At 69.2% G+C, this 26,196-nt stretch carries 25 protein-coding genes; 14 read left to right on the top strand and 11 right to left on the bottom strand.

Going from position 1 to position 26,196, the window contains the following annotated elements; all coding sequences use genetic code 11:
- Positions 1 to 147: 147 nt before the first annotated feature.
- The 3 genes from AKG07_RS13855 to AKG07_RS13845 all read left to right on the top strand — a co-directional run bounded on the left by AKG07_RS13855 (position 148) and on the right by AKG07_RS13845 (position 3,379).
- The gene (locus tag AKG07_RS13855) at positions 148 to 525 is read left to right on the top strand and encodes a YciI family protein (RefSeq protein ID WP_053098451.1); all 378 of its coding nucleotides are present in this window, start codon (positions 148 to 150) and stop codon (positions 523 to 525) included.
- Positions 522 to 1,709, top strand: a complete 1,188-nt coding sequence (locus tag AKG07_RS13850; protein WP_053098450.1) for an RNA polymerase sigma factor — start codon at positions 522 to 524, stop codon at positions 1,707 to 1,709. The genes AKG07_RS13855 and AKG07_RS13850 overlap by 4 nt, the downstream gene beginning before the upstream one ends.
- Before the next feature lie 140 nt (positions 1,710 to 1,849).
- Positions 1,850 to 3,379, top strand: a complete 1,530-nt coding sequence (locus tag AKG07_RS13845; RefSeq protein WP_053098449.1) for a glycosyltransferase family 2 protein — start codon at positions 1,850 to 1,852, stop codon at positions 3,377 to 3,379.
- 6 nt (positions 3,380 to 3,385) lie between these two features.
- On the opposite strand, the gene map is transcribed toward AKG07_RS13845, so the two are convergent.
- The gene (gene map, locus AKG07_RS13840; protein ID WP_053098448.1) at positions 3,386 to 4,156 is read right to left on the bottom strand and encodes a type I methionyl aminopeptidase; all 771 of its coding nucleotides are present in this window, start codon (positions 4,154 to 4,156) and stop codon (positions 3,386 to 3,388) included.
- 78 nt (positions 4,157 to 4,234) lie between these two features.
- Here map and AKG07_RS13835 point away from each other — a divergent pair, with 78 nt between their 5' ends.
- A complete protein-coding gene (locus tag AKG07_RS13835; protein WP_053099347.1) occupies positions 4,235 to 4,513 on the top strand; it encodes a helix-turn-helix domain-containing protein in 279 nt (92 codons plus the stop codon).
- A gap of 1 nt (position 4,514) precedes the next feature.
- A complete protein-coding gene (locus tag AKG07_RS13830) occupies positions 4,515 to 5,273 on the top strand; it encodes an SDR family NAD(P)-dependent oxidoreductase (RefSeq protein WP_171821973.1) in 759 nt (252 codons plus the stop codon).
- 31 nt (positions 5,274 to 5,304) lie between these two features.
- Here the strand turns inward: AKG07_RS13830 and AKG07_RS13825 are convergent, their stop codons facing one another.
- Complete coding sequence (locus tag AKG07_RS13825; protein WP_053098447.1) at positions 5,305 to 5,610, bottom strand: ArsR/SmtB family transcription factor; 306 nt, start codon at positions 5,608 to 5,610, stop codon at positions 5,305 to 5,307.
- Between the two features lie 85 nt (positions 5,611 to 5,695).
- Here AKG07_RS13825 and AKG07_RS13820 point away from each other — a divergent pair, with 85 nt between their 5' ends.
- From AKG07_RS13820 to AKG07_RS13810, 3 genes are all read left to right on the top strand, one after another.
- Positions 5,696 to 6,910, top strand: coding sequence for an MFS transporter (locus AKG07_RS13820; RefSeq protein WP_053098446.1), 1,215 nt, complete (start codon positions 5,696 to 5,698; stop codon positions 6,908 to 6,910).
- 747 nt (positions 6,911 to 7,657) lie between these two features.
- Positions 7,658 to 8,146 (top strand): DUF2975 domain-containing protein, encoded by a 489-nt coding sequence (locus AKG07_RS13815; RefSeq protein WP_053098445.1) that lies wholly within the window; start codon positions 7,658 to 7,660, stop codon positions 8,144 to 8,146.
- A complete protein-coding gene (locus AKG07_RS13810) occupies positions 8,146 to 8,349 on the top strand; it encodes a helix-turn-helix domain-containing protein (RefSeq protein ID WP_053098444.1) in 204 nt (67 codons plus the stop codon). The genes AKG07_RS13815 and AKG07_RS13810 overlap by 1 nt, the downstream gene beginning before the upstream one ends.
- A 580-nt stretch (positions 8,350 to 8,929) precedes the next feature.
- Here AKG07_RS13810 and panB read toward each other — a convergent pair.
- From panB to AKG07_RS13790, 3 genes are read right to left on the bottom strand one after another with little or no spacing between them, the layout of a single operon-like run.
- Entirely contained in the window at positions 8,930 to 9,799 is an 870-nt protein-coding gene (gene panB / locus AKG07_RS13800; protein WP_053098442.1) for a 3-methyl-2-oxobutanoate hydroxymethyltransferase, read from the bottom strand.
- On the bottom strand, positions 9,796 to 10,650 hold the full coding sequence (gene panC, locus AKG07_RS13795) for a pantoate--beta-alanine ligase (protein ID WP_053098441.1): 855 nt from the start codon (positions 10,648 to 10,650) through the stop codon (positions 9,796 to 9,798). The genes panB and panC overlap by 4 nt, the downstream gene beginning before the upstream one ends.
- A complete protein-coding gene (locus AKG07_RS13790; RefSeq protein WP_053098440.1) occupies positions 10,647 to 11,372 on the bottom strand; it encodes a DUF2520 domain-containing protein in 726 nt (241 codons plus the stop codon). Before AKG07_RS13790 ends, panC begins: the two co-directional genes overlap by 4 nt.
- Before the next feature lie 324 nt (positions 11,373 to 11,696).
- On the opposite strand from AKG07_RS13790, the gene AKG07_RS13785 reads away from it, so the two are divergent.
- Positions 11,697 to 13,205, top strand: a complete 1,509-nt coding sequence (locus AKG07_RS13785) for a SulP family inorganic anion transporter (protein WP_053098439.1) — start codon at positions 11,697 to 11,699, stop codon at positions 13,203 to 13,205.
- A gap of 18 nt (positions 13,206 to 13,223) precedes the next feature.
- On the opposite strand, the gene AKG07_RS13780 is transcribed toward AKG07_RS13785, so the two are convergent.
- The 4 genes from AKG07_RS13780 to AKG07_RS13765 all read right to left on the bottom strand — a co-directional run bounded on the left by AKG07_RS13780 (position 13,224) and on the right by AKG07_RS13765 (position 18,196).
- Positions 13,224 to 14,546, bottom strand: coding sequence for an enolase C-terminal domain-like protein (locus tag AKG07_RS13780; protein ID WP_053099345.1), 1,323 nt, complete (start codon positions 14,544 to 14,546; stop codon positions 13,224 to 13,226).
- Positions 14,543 to 16,129 carry an aldehyde dehydrogenase (NADP(+)) gene (locus AKG07_RS13775; RefSeq protein WP_053098438.1) on the bottom strand — a complete coding sequence of 529 codons (1,587 nt, stop codon included), beginning with the start codon at positions 16,127 to 16,129 and terminating at the stop codon, positions 14,543 to 14,545. The genes AKG07_RS13780 and AKG07_RS13775 overlap by 4 nt, the downstream gene beginning before the upstream one ends.
- A 37-nt stretch (positions 16,130 to 16,166) precedes the next feature.
- The gene (locus tag AKG07_RS13770) at positions 16,167 to 17,102 is read right to left on the bottom strand and encodes a 5-dehydro-4-deoxyglucarate dehydratase (RefSeq protein WP_053098437.1); all 936 of its coding nucleotides are present in this window, start codon (positions 17,100 to 17,102) and stop codon (positions 16,167 to 16,169) included.
- Between the two features lie 116 nt (positions 17,103 to 17,218).
- Positions 17,219 to 18,196 carry a 2-hydroxyacid dehydrogenase gene (locus tag AKG07_RS13765; RefSeq protein ID WP_053098436.1) on the bottom strand — a complete coding sequence of 326 codons (978 nt, stop codon included), beginning with the start codon at positions 18,194 to 18,196 and terminating at the stop codon, positions 17,219 to 17,221.
- A gap of 259 nt (positions 18,197 to 18,455) precedes the next feature.
- Here AKG07_RS13765 and AKG07_RS13760 point away from each other — a divergent pair, with 259 nt between their 5' ends.
- From AKG07_RS13760 to AKG07_RS13745, 4 genes are read left to right on the top strand one after another with little or no spacing between them, the layout of a single operon-like run.
- On the top strand, positions 18,456 to 20,024 hold the full coding sequence (locus AKG07_RS13760; protein WP_053098435.1) for an ABC transporter substrate-binding protein: 1,569 nt from the start codon (positions 18,456 to 18,458) through the stop codon (positions 20,022 to 20,024).
- 29 nt (positions 20,025 to 20,053) lie between these two features.
- Positions 20,054 to 21,043 carry an ABC transporter permease gene (locus AKG07_RS13755; RefSeq protein ID WP_053098434.1) on the top strand — a complete coding sequence of 330 codons (990 nt, stop codon included), beginning with the start codon at positions 20,054 to 20,056 and terminating at the stop codon, positions 21,041 to 21,043.
- On the top strand, positions 21,036 to 22,001 hold the full coding sequence (locus tag AKG07_RS13750) for an ABC transporter permease (RefSeq protein WP_053098433.1): 966 nt from the start codon (positions 21,036 to 21,038) through the stop codon (positions 21,999 to 22,001). The genes AKG07_RS13755 and AKG07_RS13750 overlap by 8 nt, the downstream gene beginning before the upstream one ends.
- A 7-nt stretch (positions 22,002 to 22,008) precedes the next feature.
- Positions 22,009 to 22,734, top strand: coding sequence for a sulfite exporter TauE/SafE family protein (locus AKG07_RS13745; RefSeq protein ID WP_053098432.1), 726 nt, complete (start codon positions 22,009 to 22,011; stop codon positions 22,732 to 22,734).
- A gap of 36 nt (positions 22,735 to 22,770) precedes the next feature.
- Here AKG07_RS13745 and AKG07_RS13740 read toward each other — a convergent pair whose 3' ends face one another.
- Both AKG07_RS13740 and AKG07_RS13735 read right to left on the bottom strand, forming a co-directional pair.
- Entirely contained in the window at positions 22,771 to 23,751 is a 981-nt protein-coding gene (locus AKG07_RS13740) for a 2-hydroxyacid dehydrogenase (RefSeq protein ID WP_233277283.1), read from the bottom strand.
- Entirely contained in the window at positions 23,748 to 25,061 is a 1,314-nt protein-coding gene (locus AKG07_RS13735) for a glucarate dehydratase family protein (protein ID WP_082298071.1), read from the bottom strand. Before AKG07_RS13735 ends, AKG07_RS13740 begins: the two co-directional genes overlap by 4 nt.
- Before the next feature lie 132 nt (positions 25,062 to 25,193).
- Between AKG07_RS13735 and AKG07_RS13730 the strand changes: the two genes are divergently transcribed.
- Positions 25,194 to 26,102 carry a LysR family transcriptional regulator gene (locus AKG07_RS13730; protein ID WP_053098431.1) on the top strand — a complete coding sequence of 303 codons (909 nt, stop codon included), beginning with the start codon at positions 25,194 to 25,196 and terminating at the stop codon, positions 26,100 to 26,102.
- The last annotated feature ends 94 nt before the right edge of the window (positions 26,103 to 26,196 follow it).

Below are 26,196 nucleotides of genomic sequence, written 5' to 3'. Positions count from 1 at the left end.
GTGAGCGATAGTCAACGATATATCGTTAAGGCTGAAAGTGGGGTGGGAATCTCGGCCCGGAAGGTGAACTTCGGCGGATGTGTCGATCGGCCTGCTGATCGATCGTCATCTCTCTGTACGCTGACCGTCGAACAGTGAGGAAGAGACATGCGCTACACACTGCTGTTGCACTACGAAGAGCTCGATGCCGAGACTCTGGGCGCTGAGGCGCTCGCAGAGGGCCAGGCCGCATTCGCGAGCTACGCCGCCACCCTGCAGTCGGCAGGGGTGCTCGTCTCGGCCGAGGTTCTGCAGCCGTCAGCCGTCAGCACCACCGTTCGCGTGCGCGATGACGCGCTGCAGGTGCAGGACGGCCCGTTCGCCGACACGAAGGAGCAGCTCGGCGGCACGGTCGTCATCGACGTGCCCGACCTGGATGCCGCGATCGGATTCGCCCGCCAGGCCCCGCCGGCGTTCTGGGGTGCGGTCGAGATCCGACCGGGTGCCGTGTTCACGGTCGACGGCGTCTGGACGCCGAACCGATGATCCCCGAGGGGGTCCGGGCCGCTGCAGAGAGTGCGGCGCGGACCTCCTACGGCCGGCTGGTCGCGCTGCTCGCGGCGCGGTCCGGCGACCTCGCGCTCGCCGAGGACTCCCTGTCGGGAGCGTTCGAAGAGGCGCTGCGGCGCTGGCCGGATGCCGGAGTGCCCGACAACCCGGAAGGGTGGTTGATGACCGTGGCGAGGAACAGGCTGCGCGATATGTGGAAGTCGGCCGCGGCGACGGCATCCGCTCCCCTCGCCGAGGAGAGCGCTCGCGTCGATCCGCTCGCCGACCACGATCCGCTCGCGATCGGCGACAAGCGACTCGAGCTGCTGTTCGTGTGCGCGCATCCGGCGATCGACCCGGCCGTGCGCGCCCCGCTCATGCTCCAGACCGTGCTCGGATTCGAGGCGGCCGAGGTCGCGCGCGCGTTCGCCGTTCCGGCGACGGCGATGGCACAGCGCCTGGTGCGGGCGAAGCGACGCATCAGAGATGCCCGCATCCCGTTCGCGATTCCGGACCGCCGCTCGATGCCCGAACGATTGCCCGCTGTGCTGGAGGCGGTCTACGGATGCGCCGCGCTCACCTGGCGCGGCGACGCCGAGTCGATGGCGGGCGAGGCGCAGTACCTGGCCGCCACTCTGGCGGGTCTTCTCGAGGACGAGCCCGAGGCGTGGGGTCTGGCCGCCCTCACGACGCTGACTCTCGCGCGGCGCTCTCACGAGTTCATCCCCCTCGACGAGCAGGATCCTCAGACCTGGGATGCGGCGCTGATCGCCGAGGGCGAGGCGTACCTCAGGCGAGCGCGGCCGACCGGTGCGCCGGGACGATTCCAGCTCGAGGCGGCGATCCAGGCGGTGCACTGCGATCGGCTGCGCACGGGGGCGACCGATTGGGACTCGCTGCGGATGCTGTACGCCGCGCTTCTCGCGGTCGCTCCGACCCTCGGTGCCCGGGTCGCGGCCGCCGTCGTCACCGCGCGCATCGACGGAGCCGAGGCGGGCCTCGCCGCGCTCCCGGCCCATGCAGAGGGATTCCAGCCGTACTGGGCGGCTCGGGCGGGGCTGCTCGCCGAGGCCGGACAGGATGCCGGCGAGGCCTACGCGCGGGCGATCGCGCTCGCCGACGACGACGGCGTCATCGGCTTCCTCCGTGGCCGCGCGGCGGCCCACGCACGATCCCACTGACACGCACTGCACGCACACGGCGCACGCACTGCACGCACACGGCGCTGAAAGCAAGCCCCGTGCGCTCCATAGCCGACGATGTTTGACTGCCGTCGATGTCGTCTTCCCCTGCCGTTTCCCCACCGTCCACTTCGATCAGAGTGAGCGTCGTCGTTCCCGTGTTCCGTCCGGGAGCGGCATTCGACGAGCTCATCGCGTCTCTCGATCGGCAGACGCTCGATCACGGCCGGTTCGAGGTGCTGCTCTGCGACGACGGCTCCGGTGAGGAGACGGCGGCTCGACTGGTCGAGATCGCGCGTGATCGTCCCTACGTGCGCGTCGCGTATCTGCCGCATTCGGGGTGGCCGGGAACGCCGCGCAACCACGGGATCGACGATGCGCGCGGCACGTACATCCAGTTCGTCGATCAGGACGACTGGCTCTACGACGGCGCCCTCGAGGCGCTCTGCGACTACGCCGACGAGCATGCATCCGATGTCGTGGTCGGCAGGGAGGTCGGCATCGGCCGGCGGCTTCCGAGTCGCATCTTCCGCCGCGACATCCCCCGTGCGCGCCTCGGCGAGGATCCGCTGCTCGAGATGCTGACGCCGCACAAGATGTTCCGCACCTCGTTCCTGCGCGAGAAGCGCATCCGATTCCCCGACGGCAAGGTGCGCCTCGAAGACCATCTGTTCGTGATGAGGGCGTACTTCGAGGCGTCGACGATCTCGATCCTCGCCAGCCGCCCCTGCTACGCGTGGGTCAAGCACGCGGGCAGTGCCAGTTCGTCGCGGATCGAACCCGAGACGTACTTCCCGCATCTCGAGGCCGTGCTCGATCTCGTCGAGCGGTACACCGAACCGGGGCGACTGCGCGACCGGCTGCTGCGGCACTGGTTCCGCGGCAAGATCCTCAAGCGGGTGTCGGGCAAGAAGTACGCCGGGTACCCCGAGGAGTATCGCCAGCGACTGCTCGACGTCGTCATCCCGCTCGCGCGACGGCGCTTCGGACCCGGCGTCGACGGGGGCCTGGCCTTTCCGAACCGCATCCGGGCCGCACTGCTGCGAGCCGATCGACGCGCCGACCTGCTGACGTTCGCGCGGTTCGAGGCCGAGCTCACCTGCCGGGCGGTGGTGACGTCGGCACGGTGGTCGCGGGGCGGCGGACTGTATCTCACCGTCGATGTCTCGATCACCCGCGACGGGCAGGACGCACTCGAGTTCGAGCCGGGCACGGGCGTCATGACGTCACTGCCGATCGCGATGGACGGCCTTCCGACCGGTCTTCTCGAAGCCAAGCGGGAGATGTCCAACGATCACGTCGAGTTGGTGTGGCGCGACAAGGCCGCGGCGATCGAGCGTCGCGTGGCGAACCTCCACCCGCGCAGCCTCGACTCCCTCCGCATCGCGATCGACCCGCTGAAGGTGTTCCGGCCCGACGACGAGTCGCGCGGGGCGAAGCTCTTCGTGACCGTGCGACGGGCGGGGTGGACCTTCGACGTCCCTCTCCGAGCGGATGCTGCGACGCTCGCCGCCGCGGGACGCTCACCCCTGCTCGCCGGGCGCACGTGCACGCCGGTCGCGGGACGCGGCGGCGCCGTCGAGCTGCGCAGGCAGTACCCCGGCGGCCGGCTCAAGGACCTGGCCGGCCGCGCTGTGCGTCGGGTGCGGAGCGGCTCGCGCACGAAGTGACGAGGGTCAGCGCGGCAGCGTGAGCACCTCGGCCCCGGTCTCGGTGATGGCGATGGTGTGCTCGGTGTGGGCTGTGCGGCATCCGGTCGCACTGCGCAGCGTCCAGCCGTCGTCGTCGGTGACCAGCCGGTCGGTGTCGGCCATCACCCACGGTTCCAGTGCGAGCAGCAGGCCGGGGCGCAGTCTGTAGCCGCGGCCGGGGCGTCCGTCGTTCGCGACGTGCGGATCCTGGTGCATCGTCGAACCGATGCCATGGCCGCCGAACTCGAGATTGATCGGGTAGCCCGCGTCGCCGAGCACCGTGCCGATCGCGTGGGAGAGGTCGCCGATGCGCGCGCCGGGTCGGGCTGCGGCGATCGCGGCGGCCAGCGCACGCTCGGTCGCGTCGATCATGTCGAGGTCGGCGGATGCCGCACCGTCGCCGACCACGAAACTGATGGCGGCATCCGCTGAGATGCCCCGGAGTGTGACGGCGAGGTCAAGAGTGAGCAGGTCGCCGTCGAGGAGGGCGTAATCGTGCGGCATCCCGTGCAGCACCGCGTCGTTCACGGCAGTGCAGACGTAGTGGCCGAAGGGCCCCCGGCCGAAGGAGGGGGCGTAATCGACGTAGCAGGACTGCGCACCGGCATCCTCGATCATCTGCTTCGTCCAGCGGTCGAGGTCGAGCAGGTTCACCCCGACCGCCGCTCGCTCCTTGAGGGACTGGAGGATGCCGTCGACGAGGGCGCCCGCGTCTCGTGCACGAGCCAGTTCGTCGCGGTTCAGGATCTCGATCATGGGGTTCTCCACAGCCCGCCGTCGGTTGTTCCAATAACTATCCCGGTAATACTATCCCGGTATTACAATGGGCACATGATGGTTCGGATGCCCCTGACTCCCGCCGAGGTCGAGCGGGGCGAGCGCCTCGGCGCGCTGCTGCGGCGAGCGCGCGGTGAGCGATCGATGCTGAGCGTCGCCCTCGACGCGGGGGTCTCGCCCGAGACCCTGCGCAAGATCGAGTCGGGTCGCGTGGCGACCCCCGCCTTCTCGACCATCGCCGCGATCGCCGGCGTGCTGCACCTCTCGCTGGATTCGGTGTGGTCCGAGATCGAGCCGGCGGTGCATGCGGTCGGTCGCACGCAGGTCGCGTCCTGAGATGGCGCATGCGCTGATCACGGGCAGCTCGCGCGGCATCGGCCGCGCAGTGGCGCAGGCCTTCGCCCGACGGGGCGACCGGGTCGTCGTGCACTACGGCCGTGATCGCGCGGCCGCGGAAGAGACCCTCGCCTCACTCGAAGGCTCGGACCATGCGATCGTGGGCGGCGACCTCGGGGATCCGGCGGAGGCGCAGCGCGTGGTCGAGGAGGGCATCACAGCCCTGGGTTCACTCGACATCCTGGTGAACAATGCAGCCGTGGCCCCGAGCGCGGCGAACGAGCATCGCGTCGACTCGACGACGTATGCCGAGTGGCAGCGCGCCTGGTCTGCCATGGCCTCGGTGAACCTGCTCGGCGCCTCGAACGTCACGATGCTCGTCGCTCAGCACATGATCGAGCGGGGCAGCGGCGGATCGATCGTCAACATCGGGTCACGCGGCGCGTTCCGCGGAGAGGCCGACCACCCCGCGTACGCCGCGACCAAGGCAGGGCTGCAGGCGTTCGGGCAGTCGCTGGCACTGGTGCTCGCACCCCACGGCATCTCGGTCACCTCGGTCGCTCCGGGAATGGTGGCGACAGACCGGCAGACGGCGAAGCTCGAAGGAGCGCAGGGCGACAGCATCCGCGGTCAGAGTCCGTTCGGCCGGGTGGGCACGCCCGAAGAGGTGGCGGATGCGGTCGCCTATCTCACCTCGCCCACCGCGGTGTGGGCGTCGGGCACGGTGCTCGACCTGAACGGCGCGTCGTACTTCCGCTGAGGCGGTGGGCTCCCGCCTGCGCGGTTGCGGGTCACGAACGCAGCACGGACTCCAGCAGGCCGGGGAACAGTTCGTCGAGCTCTGCGCGTCGCAGCGTCAGCATCCGTCGCCGGCCGTTGGGCTCGTTGCGGATCACGCCCGCTTCGCGCAGCACCTTCATGAAATGCGACTTGGTGGACTTCGGCAGGTTCGGGTCGGTCGCGTGGCATTCCGCCATGTCGAGCGGGCCGTCGGCGAGCTGTCGCGCGATCGCCAGACGCTCGGGGTCGCTGAGGGCGAAGAGCACGTCGGTGAGCTGGATCTCGGATCGCTCGGGGTGCGGGAGTTCGCCAGGCATGGTTCGAGAATAGTTGAACAATCGCGGGATCGCGAGTACGCTCCGATAGTTCGATGAATCTCGAACCGATACCGCGGGAGCACTCATGACCACCACGTCACCGATCGACACGACCGCGACGGCACCTCGGGTCCGTCGCCCGCGCTTCGGCTTCGCGCTGGCCGTTGTGACGCAGATCGCGATGATGATGGGCGCGAGTGCGCCATCGCCGTTCTACCCCGTGCTCGCCGCAGAGATCGGATTCGACGCGATCGTCATCAGCGCCGTCTTCGCCGTCTACGCGGTCGCCCTGCTGCTCGCCCTGCTCACCGCAGGCTCGCTCTCCGACCATGTCGGGCGGCGACCGGTCGCGATCGGCGGTCTCCTGGTGCTCGCCGCGAGCATGGTGCTGTTCTGGCATGCCGATACGGTCGCCACGCTCATGCTCGCCCGCATCCTGCAGGGTGCGGCGAGTGGCGTGCTCATCGCCGCCCTCTCGGCCGCCGCGCTCGACCTCGCCCCCGGCGGCCGTTCGAGGGTCGCCGCACTGTGGAACGCGCTCAGCCCCGGAATCGGCCTCGCCCTCGGCGCACTCGTCTCGGGCATCGCGCTGGACGTGACCGGACAGCCGCTGCTCGACGTGTTCGCACCCCTGACCGCCGTGTACATCGTGCTCGCGGGGCTCTTCTTCCTGGCACCCGAGACCGCTCCGCTGCGGCCGGGAGCACTCGCGTCGCTGAGCTTCCGACTGTCGGTGCCGGCCGGCATCCGCTCGGACTTCTGGCGCGGAGCCCCCGCGATCATCGCCGGCTGGGCGACTGGTGGGCTCTTCCTCTCACTCGGCGCGAACATCGTGCGCACCCAGCTCGGCGGTGAGGCGCACGTCTGGCAGGGACTCGCGGTCGCGATGCTGGCCGGCGTCGGCGCGGTCACCGCATTCCTCTTCCGCAACCGGCGCCCGCGCACCTCGGTGATCTTCGGCACCGCGGCCCTCGCCGTCGGCACCGCGCTGTCGCTCTGGGCGCTCGCGACCGGGTCGCTTCCGTTCTACCTCGCCGCGACCGCCGTGACCGGCATGGGATTCGGCACCGCCTTCTCGGGAGTCGTCGCCTCACTCGCACCCCGCATCCCCCCGACCGACCGCGCCGACACGTTCGCCGTGATCTACCTGCTCGCCTACCTCGCCTTCGGCGTGCCCGCAGTCGTCGCAGGGATGCTGGTCGGAGTCTTCGGACTCGGCGCAGTGTGCGTCGGGTACGGCGTCGCGGTCATCGCGCTCGCGCTCATCGCACTGGTGCTGCGGGTGCGTCGGGCGGAGTAGCGGCTCTCTGTGTGGAGGAGATCTCTCGCGCCGGAGGGGGCCTCTCGCTGCGGAGGAGATCTCTCGCGCCGAAGGACAGATGCCGCCGACACCTCCTTCGGTAGACGCGATCTCCTTCCGAGCGCGCGCTGCCGCCAGCATCCCACCGACTGCGAAGGAGATCTCTCGCCTCGAAGGAGGGATGCCGCCGACACCTCCTTAGGTAGCCGCGATTTCCTTCCGAGCGCGCGCTGCCCCCGGCATCCACCGACTGCGAAGGAGCCCTCTCACTCCGAAGGACGGATGCCGGCGACACCTCCTTCGTTAGGCGTGATCTCCTTCCGAGCGCGCGCTGCCCCCGGCATCCACCGACTGCGAAGGAGACCTCTCACTCCGAAGGAGGGATGCCGCCGACACCTCCTTCGTTAGGCGCGATCTCCTTCCGAGCGCGCGGCCCCGGCACCCACCCCCACTGCGAGGGGAATCTCTCGCCTCGAAGGAGGGATGCCGCCGATATCTCCTTCGTTATGCGCGATCTCCTTCCGAGCGCGCGGCCCCGCATCCGGAGGAGATCTGCGCACCGGCGGAGATCTGCGTAGCGGAGGAGATCTGCGTAGCGGAGGAGATCTGCGCACCGGAGGACGAACTCGCGAAGTTGATCCTCCCTTCCGTAGATCTCCCCCGCATCGAACGCGCCCCGCACATCCACATTGCCGAATCGAACGATTAACGATAGATTTCTGCTGTTGTTCGATGAGGGGTGGAGTCATGGCGAAGTCGACGATCATCGTGCTGCGGGTCGTGATCGCGTTGGCGCTGGTCGGATCCGTGGCCGTGCAGGCGCTCATCGTGCCGCTGCTGTGGCTCGACCTCGCCGACGAAGAGCTGTGGGGACGGATCGCCTTCGTGTCGATCGTCGTCCTCGGGGTCGGCACTCTGCAGGTCTTCGGCATCTGCGTGTGGTTGCTGCTCACGAAGGTGCGTCGCGGATCGATTTTCTCGACCTCGTCGTTCCGCTACATCGACGTGATCATCGGCGCGATCCTCGTGGCCGCGGCCCTTCTGTGGATCCTCGCGGCGATCCTCGCTCCGGGCTCGGCAGCTCCGGGTCTCGTCGCGCTCATCGGCGGAGCCGGCGTGGTGCTCGCCGGCGTCGCCCTGCTGGTCGTGGTGATGAAGGCGCTGCTGCGGCAGGCGATCGACCGCGATGTCGAGGCGCAGGCGCTGCGGTCCGAGCTCGACAACGAGGTCATCTGATGCCCGTCGTCGTCGACATCGACGTGATGATGGCGCGACGCAAGATGGGTGTCGGCGAGCTGGCCGAGTGCATCGGGATCACGCCGACGAACCTGGCCGTGCTGAAGAACGGGCGGGCGAAAGCCGTGCGGTTCTCGACCCTCGACGCACTGTGCGAAGTGCTGGAATGCCAGCCTGGCGACATCCTGCGCTGGGAGGCGTGAGGGGACCTCTTTCGCCGCGGCGCGCACGCACCCACGCACCCACGCAACCACGCACCCACGCACCCACGCACCGGAGGAGATCTGCGCTTCAGAAGGCCTGATCCCGGAATTCTCTCCTTTGGAAGCGCGTTTCTCCTTCGCAGTGCGCGGGTCACACGGCTGCGGCACCCCGCCACGACGGCCGCAGCGCACCTGCGGTGCGGAGGAGAACAGCGCACCGGAGGATGGGATCGTCTATAGGGCCCTCCGCATCGCAGATCTCCTCCGCATCGACGATGGCCAGCACGAGAAGGACAGCAGAGCCGGATGCGCACGCACCGGAGGAGTTCTGCGCCTCGGAAGGCCTGATCCCGGAATTCTCTCCTTCGGAAGCGCATTTCTCCTTCACAATGCGTGATGCGCGCTTCGAGACCTCGACACGGCAGCCATCGCACTCCTACGGTGCGGAGGAGAACAGCGCACCGGAGGATGGGATCGTCGATACGGCCCTCCGCATCGCAGATCTCCTCCGCATCGACGATGGCCAGCAAGAGACGGACAGCACTGGATGCCGGGCGTCGAGCCCCCCGGAGGCCAACACCTACCGCCGCGCGAGCAGGTCTCGCAGTCGCGCGGCCTCGCCCTCGGGCATCCCGTAGCCGTGCTCGGGCGCCGGGTACTGCCCGCCTCGCACCTCGTCGGCATAGGCCGCGACCCCCGCGATGGACACACCGCGCACATCGGCGTAGCGCTTGACGAACTTGGCGGCCCCGCCGGCGTAGATGCCGAGCAGGTCGTGGAAGACGAGCACCTGGCCATCGGCATCCGCTCCGGCTCCGATGCCGATCAGCGGAATGCGCAGCAGGGGCGCGAGAGCGGCGGTGACCTCGGACGGCACTGCTTCGATCACGAGCAGCGAGACTCCGGCATCCTGCAGTGCGAGGGCGTCATCGATCACGGCGAGCGCCGCCTCGGCGGTGCGTCCCTGGGCGCGGTATCCGCCGAGCGAGGTCGCAGTCTGCGGCGTGAGTCCGACATGGCCGACGACGGGGATGCCGGCATTCACGAGCGCTCGGGCGCGGTCGACCGTGGTGCCGCCGCGCTCGATTTTGACCAGGTCGACGCCGGCCTCCTTGATGAAGCGCTGCGCGGTCGCGAGGGCGAGCTCATCCGACGCCTCGTACGAACCGAAGGGCAGGTCGCCGACGAGCAGTGGCTTCGTGAGTCCGCGCCGCACGGCTTTCGTCAGCATCAGCATCTCGTCGATCGTGACGGGCACGGTGCTGTCGTAGCCGAGCACGGTCATCGCGGCCGAATCGCCGACGAGCACCAGGTCGACGCCGGCCTCCTCGACGATCTGCGCACTCGGGAAGTCGTACGCGGTGACCATGACGATCGGCTCGCCGGCATGCTTCTTGGCGTCGAGATCGCGCAGGGTCAGTCGCTTCGTCGGGGCGGCGTGGGCGCTCATGGCGTGAACCCTCTCAGCAGGTGGTTGTCGATCAATCGGGCGGCGCCGACACAGGCGGCGACGAGCAGCAGGGCGTCGCGGTCGGTGCGGGTGACGGGCTGAAGCGTCTCGGCATCCCGGAGTTCCAGGTACTCGACGTCGATTCCCGCCTCGACGAGAACAGCCTGGGCAGCGGACAGGATGGCGCCGCCATCGCCGTCGCCCGAACGGTGCGCCGCATCCGCCGCGTCGAGCGCACGGTTCAGCGCGGTCGCCTGGGCGCGTGCATCCGCGTCGAGGTACACGTTGCGCGAGCTCATGGCGAGTCCGTCGGGTTCGCGGACGATGGGGCACGCCTCGATGCGGACGTCGAGGTTCAGGTCACGCACGACCCGCCGGACGACGAGCACCTGCTGCGCGTCCTTCTGCCCGAAGTACGCGACGTCGGGCTGCACGATGCCGAACAGCTTCGTGACGACGGTCGCGACGCCGTCGAAGTGGTGGGGGCCGCGGCTCGCGCCGTCGAGCACCTCGGTGATGCCCGCCACGTGGATGTTCGTGGCGAAGCCGTCGGGGTAGATCTCGGCCGGCTCGGGGGCGAAGAGGATGTCGACGCCCTCCGCTTCAGCGAGCGCGGCGTCACGCGCTTCGTCGCGCGGGTAGGTGCTGAGGTCTTCGTTCGCGGCGAACTGGGTCGGATTGACGAAGAGCGAGACGACGACGAGGTCGTTCTGCGCCCTCGCCGCGCGCATGAGCGAGAGGTGCCCCTCGTGGAAGGCGCCCATGGTCGGGACGAGCCCGACAGTCCCGCCGTCACCGCGGGCGTCTCGAACCGCGGTGCGCACCTCGGCGATCGTACGGAGGATTCTCATGACCGGGGCTTTCTGTCGGCGACCGCTCGGGTGGCGGTGGCGAGTGCATCGAAGAGGTCGGCGAAGTCGGCGGATGCTGCGCGCTGCCGCGCGACGGTCGCCTCGTCGCCGCGAGCGATCGGACCGGTGAGGGCGGATGCCGCGCCGGACGCCACCCAGTTGTCGACCGTCTGCTGCACGAGCGGTGCGAGATGGGCGCGATCCAGCCCGGAGGGAGCCGCGAGGCGCTCGGCGGCGTCGAGCACCGTGAGCACGAAGTTCGAGGCGAAGGATGCGGCCGCGTGATACTCCGCGCGGTGGGCGTCGTCGACGCGGAAAGGTGTCGCACCGAGCGCTGTGGCGATCTGCTCGGCCACCGCGAGCGCCTCGGGTGTGCGGCCGTCGACCGCGACGCCGATTCCGCGGAAGACCTCGGGCGTCTCGGTGCCGGTGAAGGTCTGCAGCGGGTGGATGCTGAAGTCGACGTCGGTGAGCGGCGTCGCGCCTGAGACGTGCGCGACGAGTCGAGCATGCGGTCGCGCGGCGAAGGCCACCGCCGCGATCGCCGAATCGGGAACGCAGAGCAGCGCGACATCGGCATCCGGCATCCGGTCGTCGCGACGAAGCGGGCCGAGGACGCCGAAGCCCGCTGCACGCAGGGCCCGGGCGAGAACGCCGCCGAGACGGCCGGCGCCGACGATGGCGATGGTCGTGTCAGGGGCGAGAGCAGGGGTGCTGTGCATGTCGATTCCCCGGCCGAGAAGGGCGGCGCGGATGGGATGAGTATCCGCCCGAGACCGGGTAGGCGCAAAATCTCGGAGCATCTTGACAATTCGAACGCGTCCAGCCCTTGTCACTCTGCTGCACAGAACAGGCAAATCCCTGCTCGCATTGACCTCTCGATCTCGCCACCCTCCCGCGACACCACCGATCGGGAGGGGATCCTCGATACGGAGGGCCGATTCCCGGCATCCGCCCTCCGCACTGCAGAAATCCTCCGCATCGAGACCGAGGTCTTACGCTGGAACGTCTGCCCCATCCCCGGGCACCTTCTCTGGAGCATCCCCATGTCTGCACTCGCGGTCGACGATCGCGCCCGCTATCGGGCGAATCCCACTGTCCTCCAGGCGCTGAAGACTCCGCGGATGCTGACGCGCGAGGTGCTCGCGGGTCTGGTCGTGGGTCTCGCGCTGATCCCCGAGGCGATCGCGTTCTCGGTGATCGCGGGCGTCGACCCGAAGGTCGGGTTGTTCTCGTCATTCATCATGGCGGTGTCGATCGCGTTCCTCGGCGGGCGCCCCGCGATGGTGACCGCGGCGACCGGAGCCGTCGCGCTCGTGATCGCACCGGTCGCTCCGACCTACGGGATGGACTACTTCATCGCGACCGTGATCCTCGCGGGCATCTTCCAGGTGCTCCTCGGGGTGCTGGGCGTCGCGAAGCTGATGCGATTCATCCCACGCAGCGTCATGGTCGGGTTCGTGAACGCGCTCGCGATCTTCGTGTTCAGCTCGCAGTTCCCGCAGCTGATCGACGTGCCGTGGCTGGTGTATCCGCTGGTCGCACTGGGGATCGTCGTGATGATCGTGATGCCGAGGATCACCAGGGTCGTGCCGGCGCCGCTCGTGTCGGTGATCATCGTGACCGGTGTCGTGCTGGCGTTCGCGATCACCGTGCCGACGGTCGGCGATCAGGGCGAGCTGCCGAAGAGCCTTCCCGAGCTGTTCATCCCGAACGTGCCGCTCACCTGGGAGACGTTCACGATCATCGCTCCGTTCGCCCTCGGGGTCGCGCTGGTCGGGCTCATGGAGTCACTGCTCACCGCCAAGCTCGTCGATGAGATCACCGACACCCACTCGAACAAGACGCGCGAGTCGTGGGCGCAGGGCGTGGCGAACATGCTCTCCGGAATCTTCGGCGGCATGGGCGGATGCGCGGTGATCGGCCAGACCATGATCGGCGTCAAGGCGTCCGGGGCGCGCACCCGCATCTCGACGTTCTGCGCCGGCATCTTCCTGTTCCTGCTGGTCGTCGTGTTCGGCGACTTCGTCGGCACGATCCCCATGGCCGCCCTCGTCGCCGTGATGATCATGGTCGCGATCGGTGCCTTCGACTGGCACAGCGTGAAGCCGTCGACCCTCAAGCGGATGCCGAAGAGCGAGACCTTCGTGATGGTGGCGACCGTCGTGCTCGTGCTCCTCACCCACAACCTCGCGGTCGGCGTCGTCGGCGGGGTGCTGGTCGCATCCGTGCTGTTCGTGCGGCGGGTGGCGCACTTCGTGTCGGTCGAGCGCTCGCTCGACCGCTCGGTCTCGGGCGACGTCGCGCGCTACGTCGTGAACGGCGAGCTGTTCTTCGCCTCGAGCAATGACCTGACCACCCTCTTCGAGTACCCCGACGACCCCGAGCATGTCGTGATCGACCTGTCGGGATCGCACATCTGGGATGCGTCGACCGTCGCCGCCCTGGATGCGATCGAGACGAAGTACGCAGCGCTCGGCAAGAGCGTCGAGATCGTCGGGATGAACGAGAGCAGTCAGCGGATGCGGGGACGGCTCACCGGCGGGTTCGAGTAGCGATCCACCCGACGCGCCTCAGCGCACGAGGGCGGGCCGCTTGCTGTCGAACTGCCAGTCGGGCACGAGGTACTGCATGCCGATCGCGTCGTCGCGGGCGCCGAGCCCGTGCTCGACATACAGCTCGTGGGCCTCGGCGAGCCGCACGCGGTCGATCGTCACACCGAGTCCCGGCCGGTCGGGCACGCGCACCGCGCCGTCGCGGATCTGCGGCGCATCGACCGTCAGCTGCTGACCGTCCTGCCAGATCCAGTGCGTGTCGAGTGCCGTGATCTCGCCGGGCGCGGCCGCACCGACCTGCGTGAACATCGCCAGCGAGATGTCGAAGTGGTTGTTCGAGTGCGAGCCCCATGTGAGGTCGAAGTCGTTGCACAGCTGCGCGACGCGCACCGACCCTGCCATCGTCCAGAAGTGCGGGTCAGCGAGCGGGATGTCGACGGCATCCGATCGGATCGCGTGCGCCATCTCGCGCCAGTCGGTCGCGATCATGTTCGTCGCGGTCCGCAGTCCGGTGCGCCGCCGGAACTCCGCCATCACCTCTCGGCCCGAGAACCGGCCCTCCGCACCGCAGGGGTCCTCGGCGTAGGCGAGCACGTCGCGCAGTCGTCGACCGATGCGCACCGCATCCTCCAGCAGCCACCCGCCGTTCGGGTCGAGCGTGATGCCCGCCTCAGGAAAGCGCTGGGAGAGGGCGGTCACGACGTCGGCCTCGATCTCGCCGTCGAGCACGCCGCCCTTGAGCTTGAAATCCGAGAATCCGTACCGCTGCTGGGCGGCTTCGGCCAGGCGCACGACGCCCTCGGCCGTCATCGCCTCTTCGCGTCGCACGCTCTCCCAGCTGTCCCCGCTCTCGCGCAGATAGGGGAGGTCGGTCCTGTCGGCATCGCCGACGAAGAACAGATAGCCCAGCATCGGCACGCTGTCGCGCTGCTGACCGTCGCCGAGCAGTTCGGCGACCGGCACACCGAGGTGCTGCGCATGGAGGTCGAGAAGCGCCGACTCGATGCCGGTGACGGCGTGCACGGTGGTGCGCAGGTCGAACGTCTGCAGCCCGCGGCCACCGGCGTCGCGATCGGCGAAGCGCGTAGCGATCGACCGCAGCAGCGAACGGTAGCGGCCGACCGGCTGACCCGAGAGCATCTCGCCGGCCTCGGTGATGGTGCGGCGGATCGGCTCTCCGCCGGGGACCTCGCCGAGACCCTCGCGTCCGTCCGAATCCGTCACGATGACGATGTTGCGGGTGAAGAACGGCCCGTGCGCGCCCGAGAGGTTCAACAGCATCGAGTCGTGGCCGGCGACCGGAACGACCTCGATTCTGTCGACGGTGGGAACGGCGCTCATGCGGACGCCTCGCGCCGCCCGTCGATGAAGCGCGGGACGTGCCACGGGTTGGCATCACGCAGCGCCTCGGGCAGCAGCTCGTCGGGGATGTTCTGATAGGCGACGGGCCGCAGGAAGCGCTCGATCGCGAGAGTCCCGACGCTCGTGGTGCGCGAGTCGCTCGTCGCCGGGAACGGTCCGCCGTGAACCATGGCGTGCCCGACCTCGACCCCGGTCGGCCAGCCGTTCGCGAGGATGCGTCCGACCTTGCGCTCGAGCACCGGCAGCAGCGCCGCGGCGAGCTCATTGTCGTCCGCGCTGAGCTGCAGCGTGGCCGTCAGCTGACCCTCCAGACGCGACGCCGCCTGCACCAGCTCGGCGACTTCGCCGTAACGCACCACCAGCGATGCCGCACCGAAGATCTCCTCGTGCAGCACGTGGTTCTCCTCGAACGATCCGAGGTCGGCCGCGTGGATCACCGGCGCGGGAGCATGCGGACCCTGTCCGTCGGATCCCCTCGCGAGGATCTCGGCGTTGGCGTCCCTCGTCTCGACGCCCTCGCGCCATGCGGCGGCGATGCTCGGCGAGAGCATGGTCTGCCCTGTGGCCGCGCGCAGCGCCTCGGATACGGCCTGCAGGAAGGCGTCGCCCTGCGCGCCCCGCGGGACGAAGACGATTCCGGGCTGCGTGCACAGCTGCCCGCTGGATCCGGTCGCGCTCTGCACGTACCCCGCGGCGAGTGCTCCGACATCGCCGCGCAGAGCGCCGGGCAGGATGAACACGGGGTTCACCGAGCTCATCTCGGCGTAGACGGGGATCGGCACCGGCCGCGCCTGCGAGGCGCGCACGAGGGCGAGACCGCCTTCGCGGGAGCCGGTGAACCCGACGGCCTGGATCTCGGGGTCGGAGACGAGCGCCTGTCCGACGCTGCGGCCCGGGCCGAAGATGTGCGAGAACACTCCCGGGTGGAGTCCATGGGCGTCGATGGCACGCGCGATCGCCGCGGCCACGAGCTCGCTCGTGCCGGGGTGCGAGCTGTGCGCCTTGAACACGACCGGGCAGCCGGCTGCGAGGGCGGATGCGGTGTCTCCGCCGGCGGTGGAGAACGCGAACGGGAAGTTCGACGCCCCGAACACCGCCACCGGCCCGAGAGGGATCTTGCGCTGGCGGATGTCGACGCGGGGCACCGGCGTGCGGTCGGGCTGCGCCGGATCGATGCGCACGCCTCGGTGCTCGCCGGCTCGGACGACCTCGGCGAACAGCCGCAGTTGCCCGGTGGTGCGCGCACGCTCCCCGAGAAGACGCGCCTGCGGCAACCCGGTCTCCTGCATCGCCCGTTCGATCAGCGTGTCGCCGATCGCCTCGATCTCCTCCGCGACCGTCTCGAGGAAGGCCGCGTGGGCCTCGGGCTCGAGGCGCGAGAACGTCACGAACGCCTCGGCGGCGGCCGCCGTCGCCTCGCGGAGCTGGTCGACGTCGATCTGCGAGTAGGGCGGGTCGAGCTGCTCGTCGGTGTCGGGCGCGATGGCGTGCAGTGCCGAGCCGGTGCCGGCGACGGAGCGTCCGGCGATCGAGGAATGCCCGGTGAGGACGGGAACGGTCATGTCACTCTCCTTGAGTCGAGGGTGGGGATGGTGAGGATCAGACGGGGACGGACTCGAGCAGCCCGGCGCGATCGAGAAGCTGCAGGAGGTCGGCGTCATCCTGCTCCGACAGGTCGTGCAGCGGCGGGCGGACCGGTCCGACGCCGTGTCCGGTGAGACGCAGCCCGGCCTTGACGATCGAGACGCCGAAGCCGCGGCCCCGATCGCGGATCGCGATGTACGGCAGCACGAAGCGTCCCAGCTTCTCGGTCACCGCGACTCGGTCCTGGGCACGCACATCCCGGTAGAACTCGAGGGCGAACTCGGGAACGAAGTTGAACATCGCGGACGAGTAGGTGCTCATACCCATCTGCAGCAACGGCAGCGCATACGTCTCCGCCGTCGGCAGCCCGCCCAGGTAGAACAGCCGCTCGCCGTTGCGGACGTAGACCGAGGCGAGGTGCTCGATGTCGGCCGTCGCATCCTTGAAGCCGATGACGTTCTCATGTCGGTCGGCGAGGATCGCCATCGTCTCGGCCGAGTAGATCGCGTTGCCCCGGTTGTAGACGATGATCGCGAGACGGGTCGCTGCGGCGATCGCCGAGACGTGCTCGACGAGACCGGGCTGGTCGCATTCGGTGAGATACGGGGGCAGCACGAGGATGCCCTCGGCACCGGCCTCCTCCGCGGCGCGAGCGTTCGCGATCGCGTTGCGGGTCCAGCCTCCGGCCGACGCGAGCACCGGCACCTCGGGGCGGGATGCCTGCACGGCCGCGCGGACGACCGCGGCCGACTCTGCGGCATCGAGGCTGAAGCCCTCGCCGGTGCCGCCGGCGGCGAACAGACCGGCGACGCCGAATCCGGCCTGCCACTCGACGTGCTCGCGGTAGCGCTTCTCGTCGAACTCGAGCTCCGGCGTGAATGCCGTCGCGGGGAACGAGAGGAGACCTTCGCGAAGGTGGTCGGCCAGCTCGGTGGGCGTGAATCGTGCCACGGTGCACTCCTGGGGTGTCGCGCCGGTGTCCGGCTCGGATCTGAACAATCGTCACGCTATGCGGGAAACGATGCGCCTACAAACCAAATGGTGGATAGATCAATGCGCCACATGCATCAAAGCGCAGACATCTCCGGCACCGGCGTCGGGAGCGGCTCGCCTGCGAGGTACGCCCGGAGGTTCGCCAGCGTGAGGTCTCGCATGTCGCGCCGGGTCTCGTGCGTTCCGCTGCCGACGTGGGGCAGCAGCGTGACATCGTCGCGGATCAACCGTTCGGGCACGTGCGGCTCCTGCGCGAACACGTCGAGACCCGCCCCCGCGATCTCACCGGCCTCGAGAGCGGCGATCAGCGCGTCCTCGTCGACGACCGAGCCGCGGGCGATGTTGACCAGGAACCCGTCCGGTCCCAGCGCCCGGATGACCTCGGCATCCACGAGCCCCACGGTCGCCGCGCCGCCGGGAACCGCGATGACGAGCACGTCCGATCGGCGTGCGAGTTCGACGGCGGAGGCCACGTGCTCCCACGGCACCTCCTCGACGGGGCGTCGGGTCGTGTAGAGGATCGTCGCGTCGAATGCCGCCGCGCGCCGGGCGATCGCCTGCCCGATGCGGCCGAGGCCGAGCACGCCGACCGTGCTGCCCGAGAACCGACGCGTCAGCGGGAAGCCGCCGGACTCCCAGCGGCCCTCGCGCAGGAACCTCTCGGATGCCCCGAACCGTCGGAACACGTCGAGCATGAGCCCGAGGGCCGTATCGGCGACGCAGTCGGTGAGCACATCGGGCGTGTGGGTGACCTGGATGCCGCGTGCGACCGCCTGAGCCACATCGGTCGTGTCGTAGCCCACCCCGAAGTTGGTCACGATCTCGAGGTTCGGGAGCGCAGCCATCAGAGCGGACGGGACGCCGTTGCGACCGCTCGTGACGACGGCGCGCACCTTCGCGGCATCCGCGGGATCGAGGGTCGTGAGGTCGTCGGGAAGACGCACCACGGAGTACTCGTCCTGAAGCGTCCGCTCGAGAGAGTCGAGCAGTGGCCCCGCCTGGGCGACGGAGCCGGGGGCGACGGGCGAGGGGGCATCGATGATGTTCGTCATGGCGCGAGACTACGACCCGCCAACGATGCAGTTCCATAAGCGAAGTTGCATGGATTGATGCGTCCGCTGTATTCATCGGGCGAGAACGGCGGAATCCCGCGGATCGCCGCATGTCGCTCCACCGCTGCCGAGCGCCGAGCCCCGGTTCCGCCCGCCGATGCGTGCCGCGCATCGGTTGACGCTCGGGAAGCGGTCTGCGACATTCTGAACGAGCCGACGACCACTCTGGGCCTCGGCCGTCCCCTACCTGGAGGAACCGATGAAGCTTTCTTCCCCCCGACGCAGAGCGGCCCGCGCGTCCGCCGTCACCGCTGGAATCGCGTCGATCGCACTGCTCGCATCCTGCTCGGTCGCGAACTCGGAGTCGCAAGGCGGCGGCGAGGGTGGCACCGAAGACACCCTCCGCGTCGTGCTCACGCAGGAGCCGCCCACGCTCGAGGCATGCGACGCGAACCTCACCTCGACGGGTGTGGTCGTGCGCAGCACGGTGACCGAGCCGCTCGTCGAGCGCAACCCGTCGACCGGAGAGCTCGAGCCGCTGCTCGCCACCGAGTGGGAGCAGACCGGCGACACCGAGTGGACGTTCACCGTCCGCGACGACGTCACGTTCCAGGACGGCACCCCCTTCGACGCCGAAGCGGCCGCCTACTCGATCGACCGCGCCGTGAACGGCGACCTCGGCTGCAACGTCGAGGGCTACATCTTCGGTGACGACGACCTCGAGGTCGCCGCCACCGATGCCACCACCCTCACCGTGACCACCCCGAGCCCCGACCCGATCCTCCCGCTGAAGCTCTCGTTCATCGAGATCGTCTCCCCCGAGACCTCGAACACGGAGTTCGTGCGCGAGCCCATCGGCACCGGCCCCTACGCGATCGGCGACTGGCAGGCCGGCACGAAGCTCACCCTCGACCGCAACGACGACTACTGGGGCGACGCTCCGCAGTTCGCCGAGGTCGAGTACCAGTGGCGGTCGGAGGGCACCGTCCGTGCCGCGATGATCACCAGCGGCGAGGCGGACATCGCCCTCGGCCTCAGCGCCGAGGACGGCATCGGCGACTTCGGCGTGAGCTACCCGAACAACGAGACGATCGCACTGCGCTTCTCCGGGCAGACGGCGCCGCTCGACGACATCCGCATCCGCCAGGCGATCAACTACGCGATCGACCGCGAGGGCATCGTCTCCTCCCTCTACCCCGACGGCGACGTGGTCGCCGCGCAGCTGATCCCCGAGGGCATCGTCGGCTTCAACTCCGACCTCGAGCCCTGGGAGTACGACCCCGAGAAGGCGAAGGCCCTCGTCGAGGAGGCTGCGGCTGATGGCGTCCCGACGGACACGAAGATCCTCATGCCGGTGCGCACCGCGCAGTTCCCGAAGGTCAGCGAGCTCGGCGAGGTCCTGCGCGAGCAGCTCGCCGCCGCCGGCCTCAATGTCGAGCTCCGCATGGTCGACACCACGCAGCACCTGCAGTACCAGCTGAGCCCGTTCGTCACGAACGAGGGCCCCATCTCGATGCTCATCCAGCACGGCAACCAGGCGGGTGACGCGCAGTTCACGGTCGAGCAGTACATGCTCACGGGCGGTGCGCAGGCCGAGTTCGGCGACCCGGGTCTGGACGAGCTCATCAACACGGCCCGCACCCTGACCGGCGATGAGCGTCAGGCGGCCTACGAGGACGTGTTCGCCTACGAGCGCGAGAACGTCGTGGCCCTCGCCCCGATCGCGCATCAGACGGTCATGCTCGGTCTCGCCGACCGCGTGACATACGAGCCCAACTCGTCGACCGGCGACGAGCTGCGCATCAAGGAGGTCTCGCTCGCGGGCTGACCGCGAGCGAGAGTGAGAGGCGGGCGACCATGTGGACCTACCTGAGAAAACGGATCCTGCAGAGCGCGCTGCCGCTGATCGCCGTCGTACTGGGTGTCTTCGTGCTCGCCCGTCTCACCGGCGATCCGTCGCAGCTGTACCTTCCGCTGAACGCCACCGACCAGATGCGCGAGGACTTCGCCGCGCGCAACGGCTTCGACCAGCCGCTGTGGAAGCAGATGGGCGACTACTTCCTCGGTGTCCTGCAGCTGGACTTCGGTCAGTCGCTGCGCACCGGGGAACCCGCCGCCGAGATGGCGCTGCGCGCCTTCCCCGCCACCCTGCAGCTCGCCGCGGTGACGATGATCCTCGCGATCGTCATCGCCATCGTGCTCGGCAGCTGGGCGTCGCTGAAGCCGAACGGCATCGCCGACCGCATCGTGAGCTTCTTCTCGATGACGGCGGCGAGCGTGCCCGATTTCTGGGTGGCGATCCTCGGCATCTGGATCTTCGCGATCACCCTGGGCTGGCTGCCGACCTCCGGAACCTCCGGCGCTCTCGTCTGGATCCTGCCGGTCGCGACGCTCATGCTGCGACCGGTCGGGGTGCTCGCGCAGGTGATCCGCGGGTCGATGGTGACCGTGCTCGGGCAGCCGTACATCCAGGTCGCCCGCAGTCGCGGCGCCGGCCAGATGCACATCGTCTCGAAGCACGCGCTGCGCAACGCCGCGGCGCCCGCCCTGACCGTCGCCGGCGACCTGACCGTCGGCCTCATCAACGGCGCGGTCGTGGTGGAGTCGATCTTCGGCTGGCCGGGCATCGGCAAGCTGATGATCGACTCGATCCTGCAGCGCGATTTCGCGGTGCTGCAGGCCGCGGTGCTGATCACCGCTCTGGCGATCTTCGCCCTCAACATCATCATCGACCTCGGTTACGCGCTGCTGGATCCCCGCGTGCGGCCGACCTCGGGAGCCAAGGCCCGTCGCCGCGGTCCCGGGGCACTCTCCGACACGAAGGCAGAGGTGCTGACGAATGTCTGACAACGCATCGACCGTCACCGTCCTCACGCAGAAGGCGCGCGGAGCCCGCTCGTCGGGTCGCGCCAACCTCTGGCAGCTGCTGCTGAAGGACAAGGTCGCCACCGCCGCCGCCATCGTGCTGTCGTTCATCGTGCTCACCGCGATCATCGGTCCGCCGCTGTTCGGCGAGATGGCGCAGCGACAGGACCTCGGCGCGCGCAACATGCCGCCGTTCAGCTTCCAGCTCGGCTGGGAGTACGTCCTCGGCAGCGACTCGCTGGGTCGCAGCCTGCTCGCCCGCATCATCACCGCGGCGGGAACCACGCTCGGTGTCGCGGCGGCCGCCGTGGTCGTGTCGGCGGTCGTCGGCTCGATCTGGGGCATGTGGGCGGGATTCCATCGCGGATGGCGCGAATCGGTCTCGATGCGGATCGCCGACGTCATCATGAGCTTCCCCTCGCTGCTGCTCGCCGTCGTGATCCTGTACGTGTTCAACCCGAGTGCGGCCAACATCGTGCTCGTGCTCGCGATCACCCGCATCCCTCTCTACCTGCGCACGGCGCGAGCGGATGCCGCCGAGCTGCGCTCGAGGATGTTCGTCGACGCCGCGACGAACTTCGGAGCCACGAACAAGGCCATCGTCTTCCGGCACATCGTCCCGAACGTCCTGCCCACGCTGGTCACGCTGGCGACGCTGGAGTTCTGCTACGTGATGCTGGCCGAGTCGTCGCTCAGCTTCCTCGGCATCGGCATCCAGCCGCCCGATGTCAGCTGGGGCCTCATGGTCTCGCAGGGACGCCAGTACCTCGCCGAGGCGTGGTGGCAGTCGGTGCTCCCCGGTCTCGCGATCGTCATCACCACGGTGTGCGCGAACGTCCTGGCCGCGTGGCTGCGTCTCGCGACCGACCCGGGCCAGCGCTGGCGTCTGCAGAGCAAGAAGCGCCGTCGTGTGATCGGCTCGATCGCCCCGCGTCGCTGAGTCCGCGGTGACGCCGCTCGAGTTCGTGCTGCTGGGGGCCGTCATCCTCGTCGCCGGCTGCCTGCAGGGCTCGATCGGCTTCGGAATGGGGATGCTGGCCGCACCGTTCATCGCCCTGATCGACACGACGCTGCTGCCGGTGCTCGTGATCATGCTCGCCATGGTCGTGACGCTGATCGTGGCGGTGATGGATCGCGCGGCGCTCGATCTGCGCGGGGCCGGCTGGGCGTTGGCGGGGCGTGTGCCCGGGACCGTCGTCGGCGCGGGTCTCGTCACCGCGATGTCGACGACCGTGCTCTCCTGGGCGGTCGCGGTCGTCGTTCTGCTGGGTGTCGTCGTCTCGCTGCGGGGCTGGCGCCCGAGAGTGACGAGGACGACGCAGGCGGTGGCCGGGGCGCTGTCTGGCGTCATGGGCACGACCACGTCGGTCGGAGGGGCGCCGATGGCGATCATCTGGCAGGGGTCAGACGGGCCGCGGCTGCGCGGCACGATGTCGGCGTTCTTCCTCGTCGGATCATCGCTGTCGCTCATCGCCCTGTTCCTGTGGGGCGCGGTGCCGACGCACGCGCTCGCCACGGCGGCCTGGATGGCGCCGTTCGCGGTGACCGGGGTGGTGCTGTCGCGGTTCGTGAACAGGTTCCTCAACCGCCGGCGCACGCGCGCGATCGCTCTCGGGGCATCCGCCCTCGGTGCGGTGACGCTGATCGTCACCCGCCTGGTCGAGCTCGGCTGAGCGGATGCCGGAGCGATCCGCCCACGGCCAGCCGCCTCAGCGCACCTGACGCTCGAGTGGGAGGCCCGCGTCGAGCAGGTCGATGTTGCGGGCGATGTCGGCGGCCCGCGCGGTGAAGACCTCGCGGGCATGACCCGAGTGGTGCGGGGTCAGCACGACACGGTCGAGCGCGGCGAATCTCTGCACGACCGGCGGCGCCTCGGCACCCTGCGGAGCATCCCACCACACGTCGATCGCCGCGCCCCCGATGCGTACCTCGCTGAGGGCTGAGAACAGTGCGTCCTCGTCGATGAGCGCCCCACGGGCGACGTTGATGACCAGAGCGTCGGCGTTCAGCTGCGCGAGCGCTTCGGCGTCGATCATCCCTCGCGTGCTCTCGGTGAGGGGCGCGGTGACGACGACGACATCGCTCTCCCGCAGCAGCGGATGCAGCTGATCCTCGCCGTACACCTGATCGAGCAGCTCGGTTCCGAGTCCGCCCGCGTCCGGATGCCGGCGCATCGCGACCACGCGCATGCCGAAGGCCTTCGCGAGGTGGGCGACGGAGCGACCGATCTCGCCGTAGCCGACCAGTCCGAGGGTGCTGCCGGCGAGCGAGCGATGGTACGGGGCGCCTGCCGTGGCGATCGTGCGCCACTCCCCTCGACGCATCTCGGCGTCGGCGTCGATCGGGCGACGGCGCAGCATGAGTGCGGTCATGATCACGTGCTCGGCGATCGCGGCGCCGTGGTGACCGGTGTTGCACAGCGGCACATCGTCGGGCACGGCACCGGCTTCCACCCGGTCGACACCCGCACCCGTCGCATGCACGAGTCGCACGTGATCGGCGCCGGCCATCTCGGCGACCGTGAGCCGCGAGCAGATCACCACGTCGGCGCCCTCGATCGCCGCTCGCGTCGAACCGGGCACGTCGAGGTCGGCGAACACCCACTCGTGCGGGCGCGCGGTGCGGCGCAGATCGTCGGCGAACGCCGACATGATCGGATCGGTGACCGCGATGCGCAGCGGCGCGTTCACCAGCGGGGGCTTTCGAGCACGTATCCGGGATCGACGCGCTGCATGTAGCCGGTGTCGTCGCGCTCCCGGATGCCTCCGTCGAGGTACTGCCTGTGCAGCCGCGCCAGCGCCTCCGGGTCGAGCTCGACGCCGAGGCCCGGTGCGGTCGGCACCGCCAGCGATCCGTCGCGGAATGTCAGTGCGCCCGGCGCGATGACGTCTTCGTCCTCGCGCTTCCACGGCCAGTGCGTGTCGCACGCATAGCCGACGCCCGGGGTGGCCGCAGCGAGGTGGGTCATCGCCGCGAGGCTGATCCCGAGGTGCGAGTTCGAGTGCATGGAGAGCCCCCACCCGAGAGTCTCGGCGAAGCCGGCGAGCAGCCGGGATCGTTCGAGACCTCCCCAGAAGTGGTGGTCGGAGAGCACGATGTCGATCGCGCCGAGGCGCACGGCATCCGCGATGTGCGAGAACGCGACGACGCACATGTTGGTGGCGAGCGGCAGGTCGGTGTGGCGGCGAACCTCGGCCATGCCCTCGAGACCCGGGGTGGGGTCTTCGAGGTATTCGAGCACGTCCTTCAGCGCATCGGCGACCCGCAGCGAGGTCTCGACGGTCCAGGCCCCGTTCGGATCGATGCGCAGGGGGTGGTCGGGGAACTCCTCGCGCAGCGCGAGGATCGCGGCGATCTCGTCGTCGGGCGCGAAGACACCGGCCTTGAGCTTGAGCGCTGTGAAGCCGTAGGCGTCGACGATGCGACGCGCCTGCCTGACGATGCCGTCCGGCGTCAGCGCCTCGCCCCATTCGTCGTCGGATCCGCCCGGATGCCCCGCCCACTTGTAGAAGAGGTAGCCGCTGAACGGAACGGCGTCCCGCACCCGTCCGCCGAGCAGCTCACTGGCGGGCATGTCGAGCAGCTTGCCGCGGATGTCGACGGCGGCCACGTCGAACGGCGAGAGCACGCGGTCGCCGGTGCTCGTGCCGGTGACCATGCCCGACATGCCGTGTCCGCCCTGCACCCCGTCGCCGGCCACACTGCGTTCGACCCGCGCGCGCAGGTCGTTCGTGGCGAACACGTCGCAGCCGAGCACGGCGTCGGCGGCGACCCGCAATCGCTGCAGGTGCGCGCTGTCGCCGTAGGTCTCGCCGAGTCCGACGACGCCCGATTCGGTGGTCACCTGCACGATGGCGCGCAGCGCGAGCGGCTCGTGCACGCCGACGGTGTTGAGCAGAGGCGGGTCGTGGAATGCGACCGGCGTGATGCGGACGGACCGCACCGCGTTCTCGGACAACCGCGTGGCAGCCGGGACAGACAGCAGGAGCTCTTCGGACATCACGCCTCCGTTGGTGAGACTCCGGGACTCCGCTTCGACGGATTCCGCGTCATCGAGTTTCTCCGACACTATGGTGGGGACAGATGCGCGGACAAACCAAAACTCGCACTGATTGATGTCGGGAGTGGATCGATGATCTCGCTGGTACAGCTCGAATGCTTCATCGCCGTCGCGGAGGAACTGCACTTCGGTGCGGCCGCGACCCGGCTCAAGATGACGCAGCCGCCGCTCAGTCGGCAGATCCAGCAGCTCGAGCGCGAGCTGTCGACGAGACTGTTCGATCGCACCAGCCGTCGCGTCGCGCTGACCCAGGCCGGGCGCGCGCTGCTGCCCAACGCGCGGCGCCTGATCGACCTCGCGGCGAAGGCGGTCTCGGACGTGCGCTCGGTCGGCGAGGGCGCCGCCGGAACCGTCACGATCGCCTATACCGCGATGGCCGGGCAGGCCGTGGTGCCCGATCTGCTGCGGCGCGCGTCGGCCGAGCTGCCCGGCGTCACCCTGCTGCTTCGCGAACTCGTCTCGCTCGACCAGGTGGAGGAGCTCGAGAAGGGCACGGTCGACATCGGCCTGATGCGGCCACTGCTCGCCCGACCGCAGATCAGCAGCCGCGCGGTGTACCGCGAGCGGCTCGCGGTGGCGCTGCCCAGCGACTCGGCACTGGCGCAGCGCGCGGAGCCCGTGAAGCTCATCGACCTCAAGGACGAGTCGCTGCTCATGTACTCCCCGAGCGGCGCGCGCTACTTCCACGACCTGCTGCTGTCGATGTTCGTGGCGAGCGGGGTGCACCCGCACATCGTGCAGTACGCCGGGCAGGTGCCCGCCCTGCTGGCGATGGTCAGCGCCGGCATCGGGTTCACGCTCGTGCCGCAGTCGGCCGAGCGGATCTCTCCCGACACCGTGACGCTGCTGCCGATCAGCGAGGCCGATCCGTCGTCGCGGGTGAACAGCGTCGAGCTCGACATCGCGTGGAACTCCGAGTCGCACAATCCCCTCGTCGAGCGTCTGCTGAATCTGATCGACGACGTGGATCACGACGACTGATCTATGCAGTGGGCGCATTGCCCAATGCCGATGTAGTGCTTGATCGGGATGAATCCCCACGCCTAGCGTGAACGAGAAGATGATCAGTGCTGAT

This window comes from Microbacterium sp. CGR1 (assembly GCF_001266755.1).
Lineage (GTDB): Bacteria > Actinomycetota > Actinomycetes > Actinomycetales > Microbacteriaceae > Microbacterium.
Note: the sequence above shows the minus strand (reverse complement) of the source record. Positions and strands in the feature narration are given on the sequence as shown.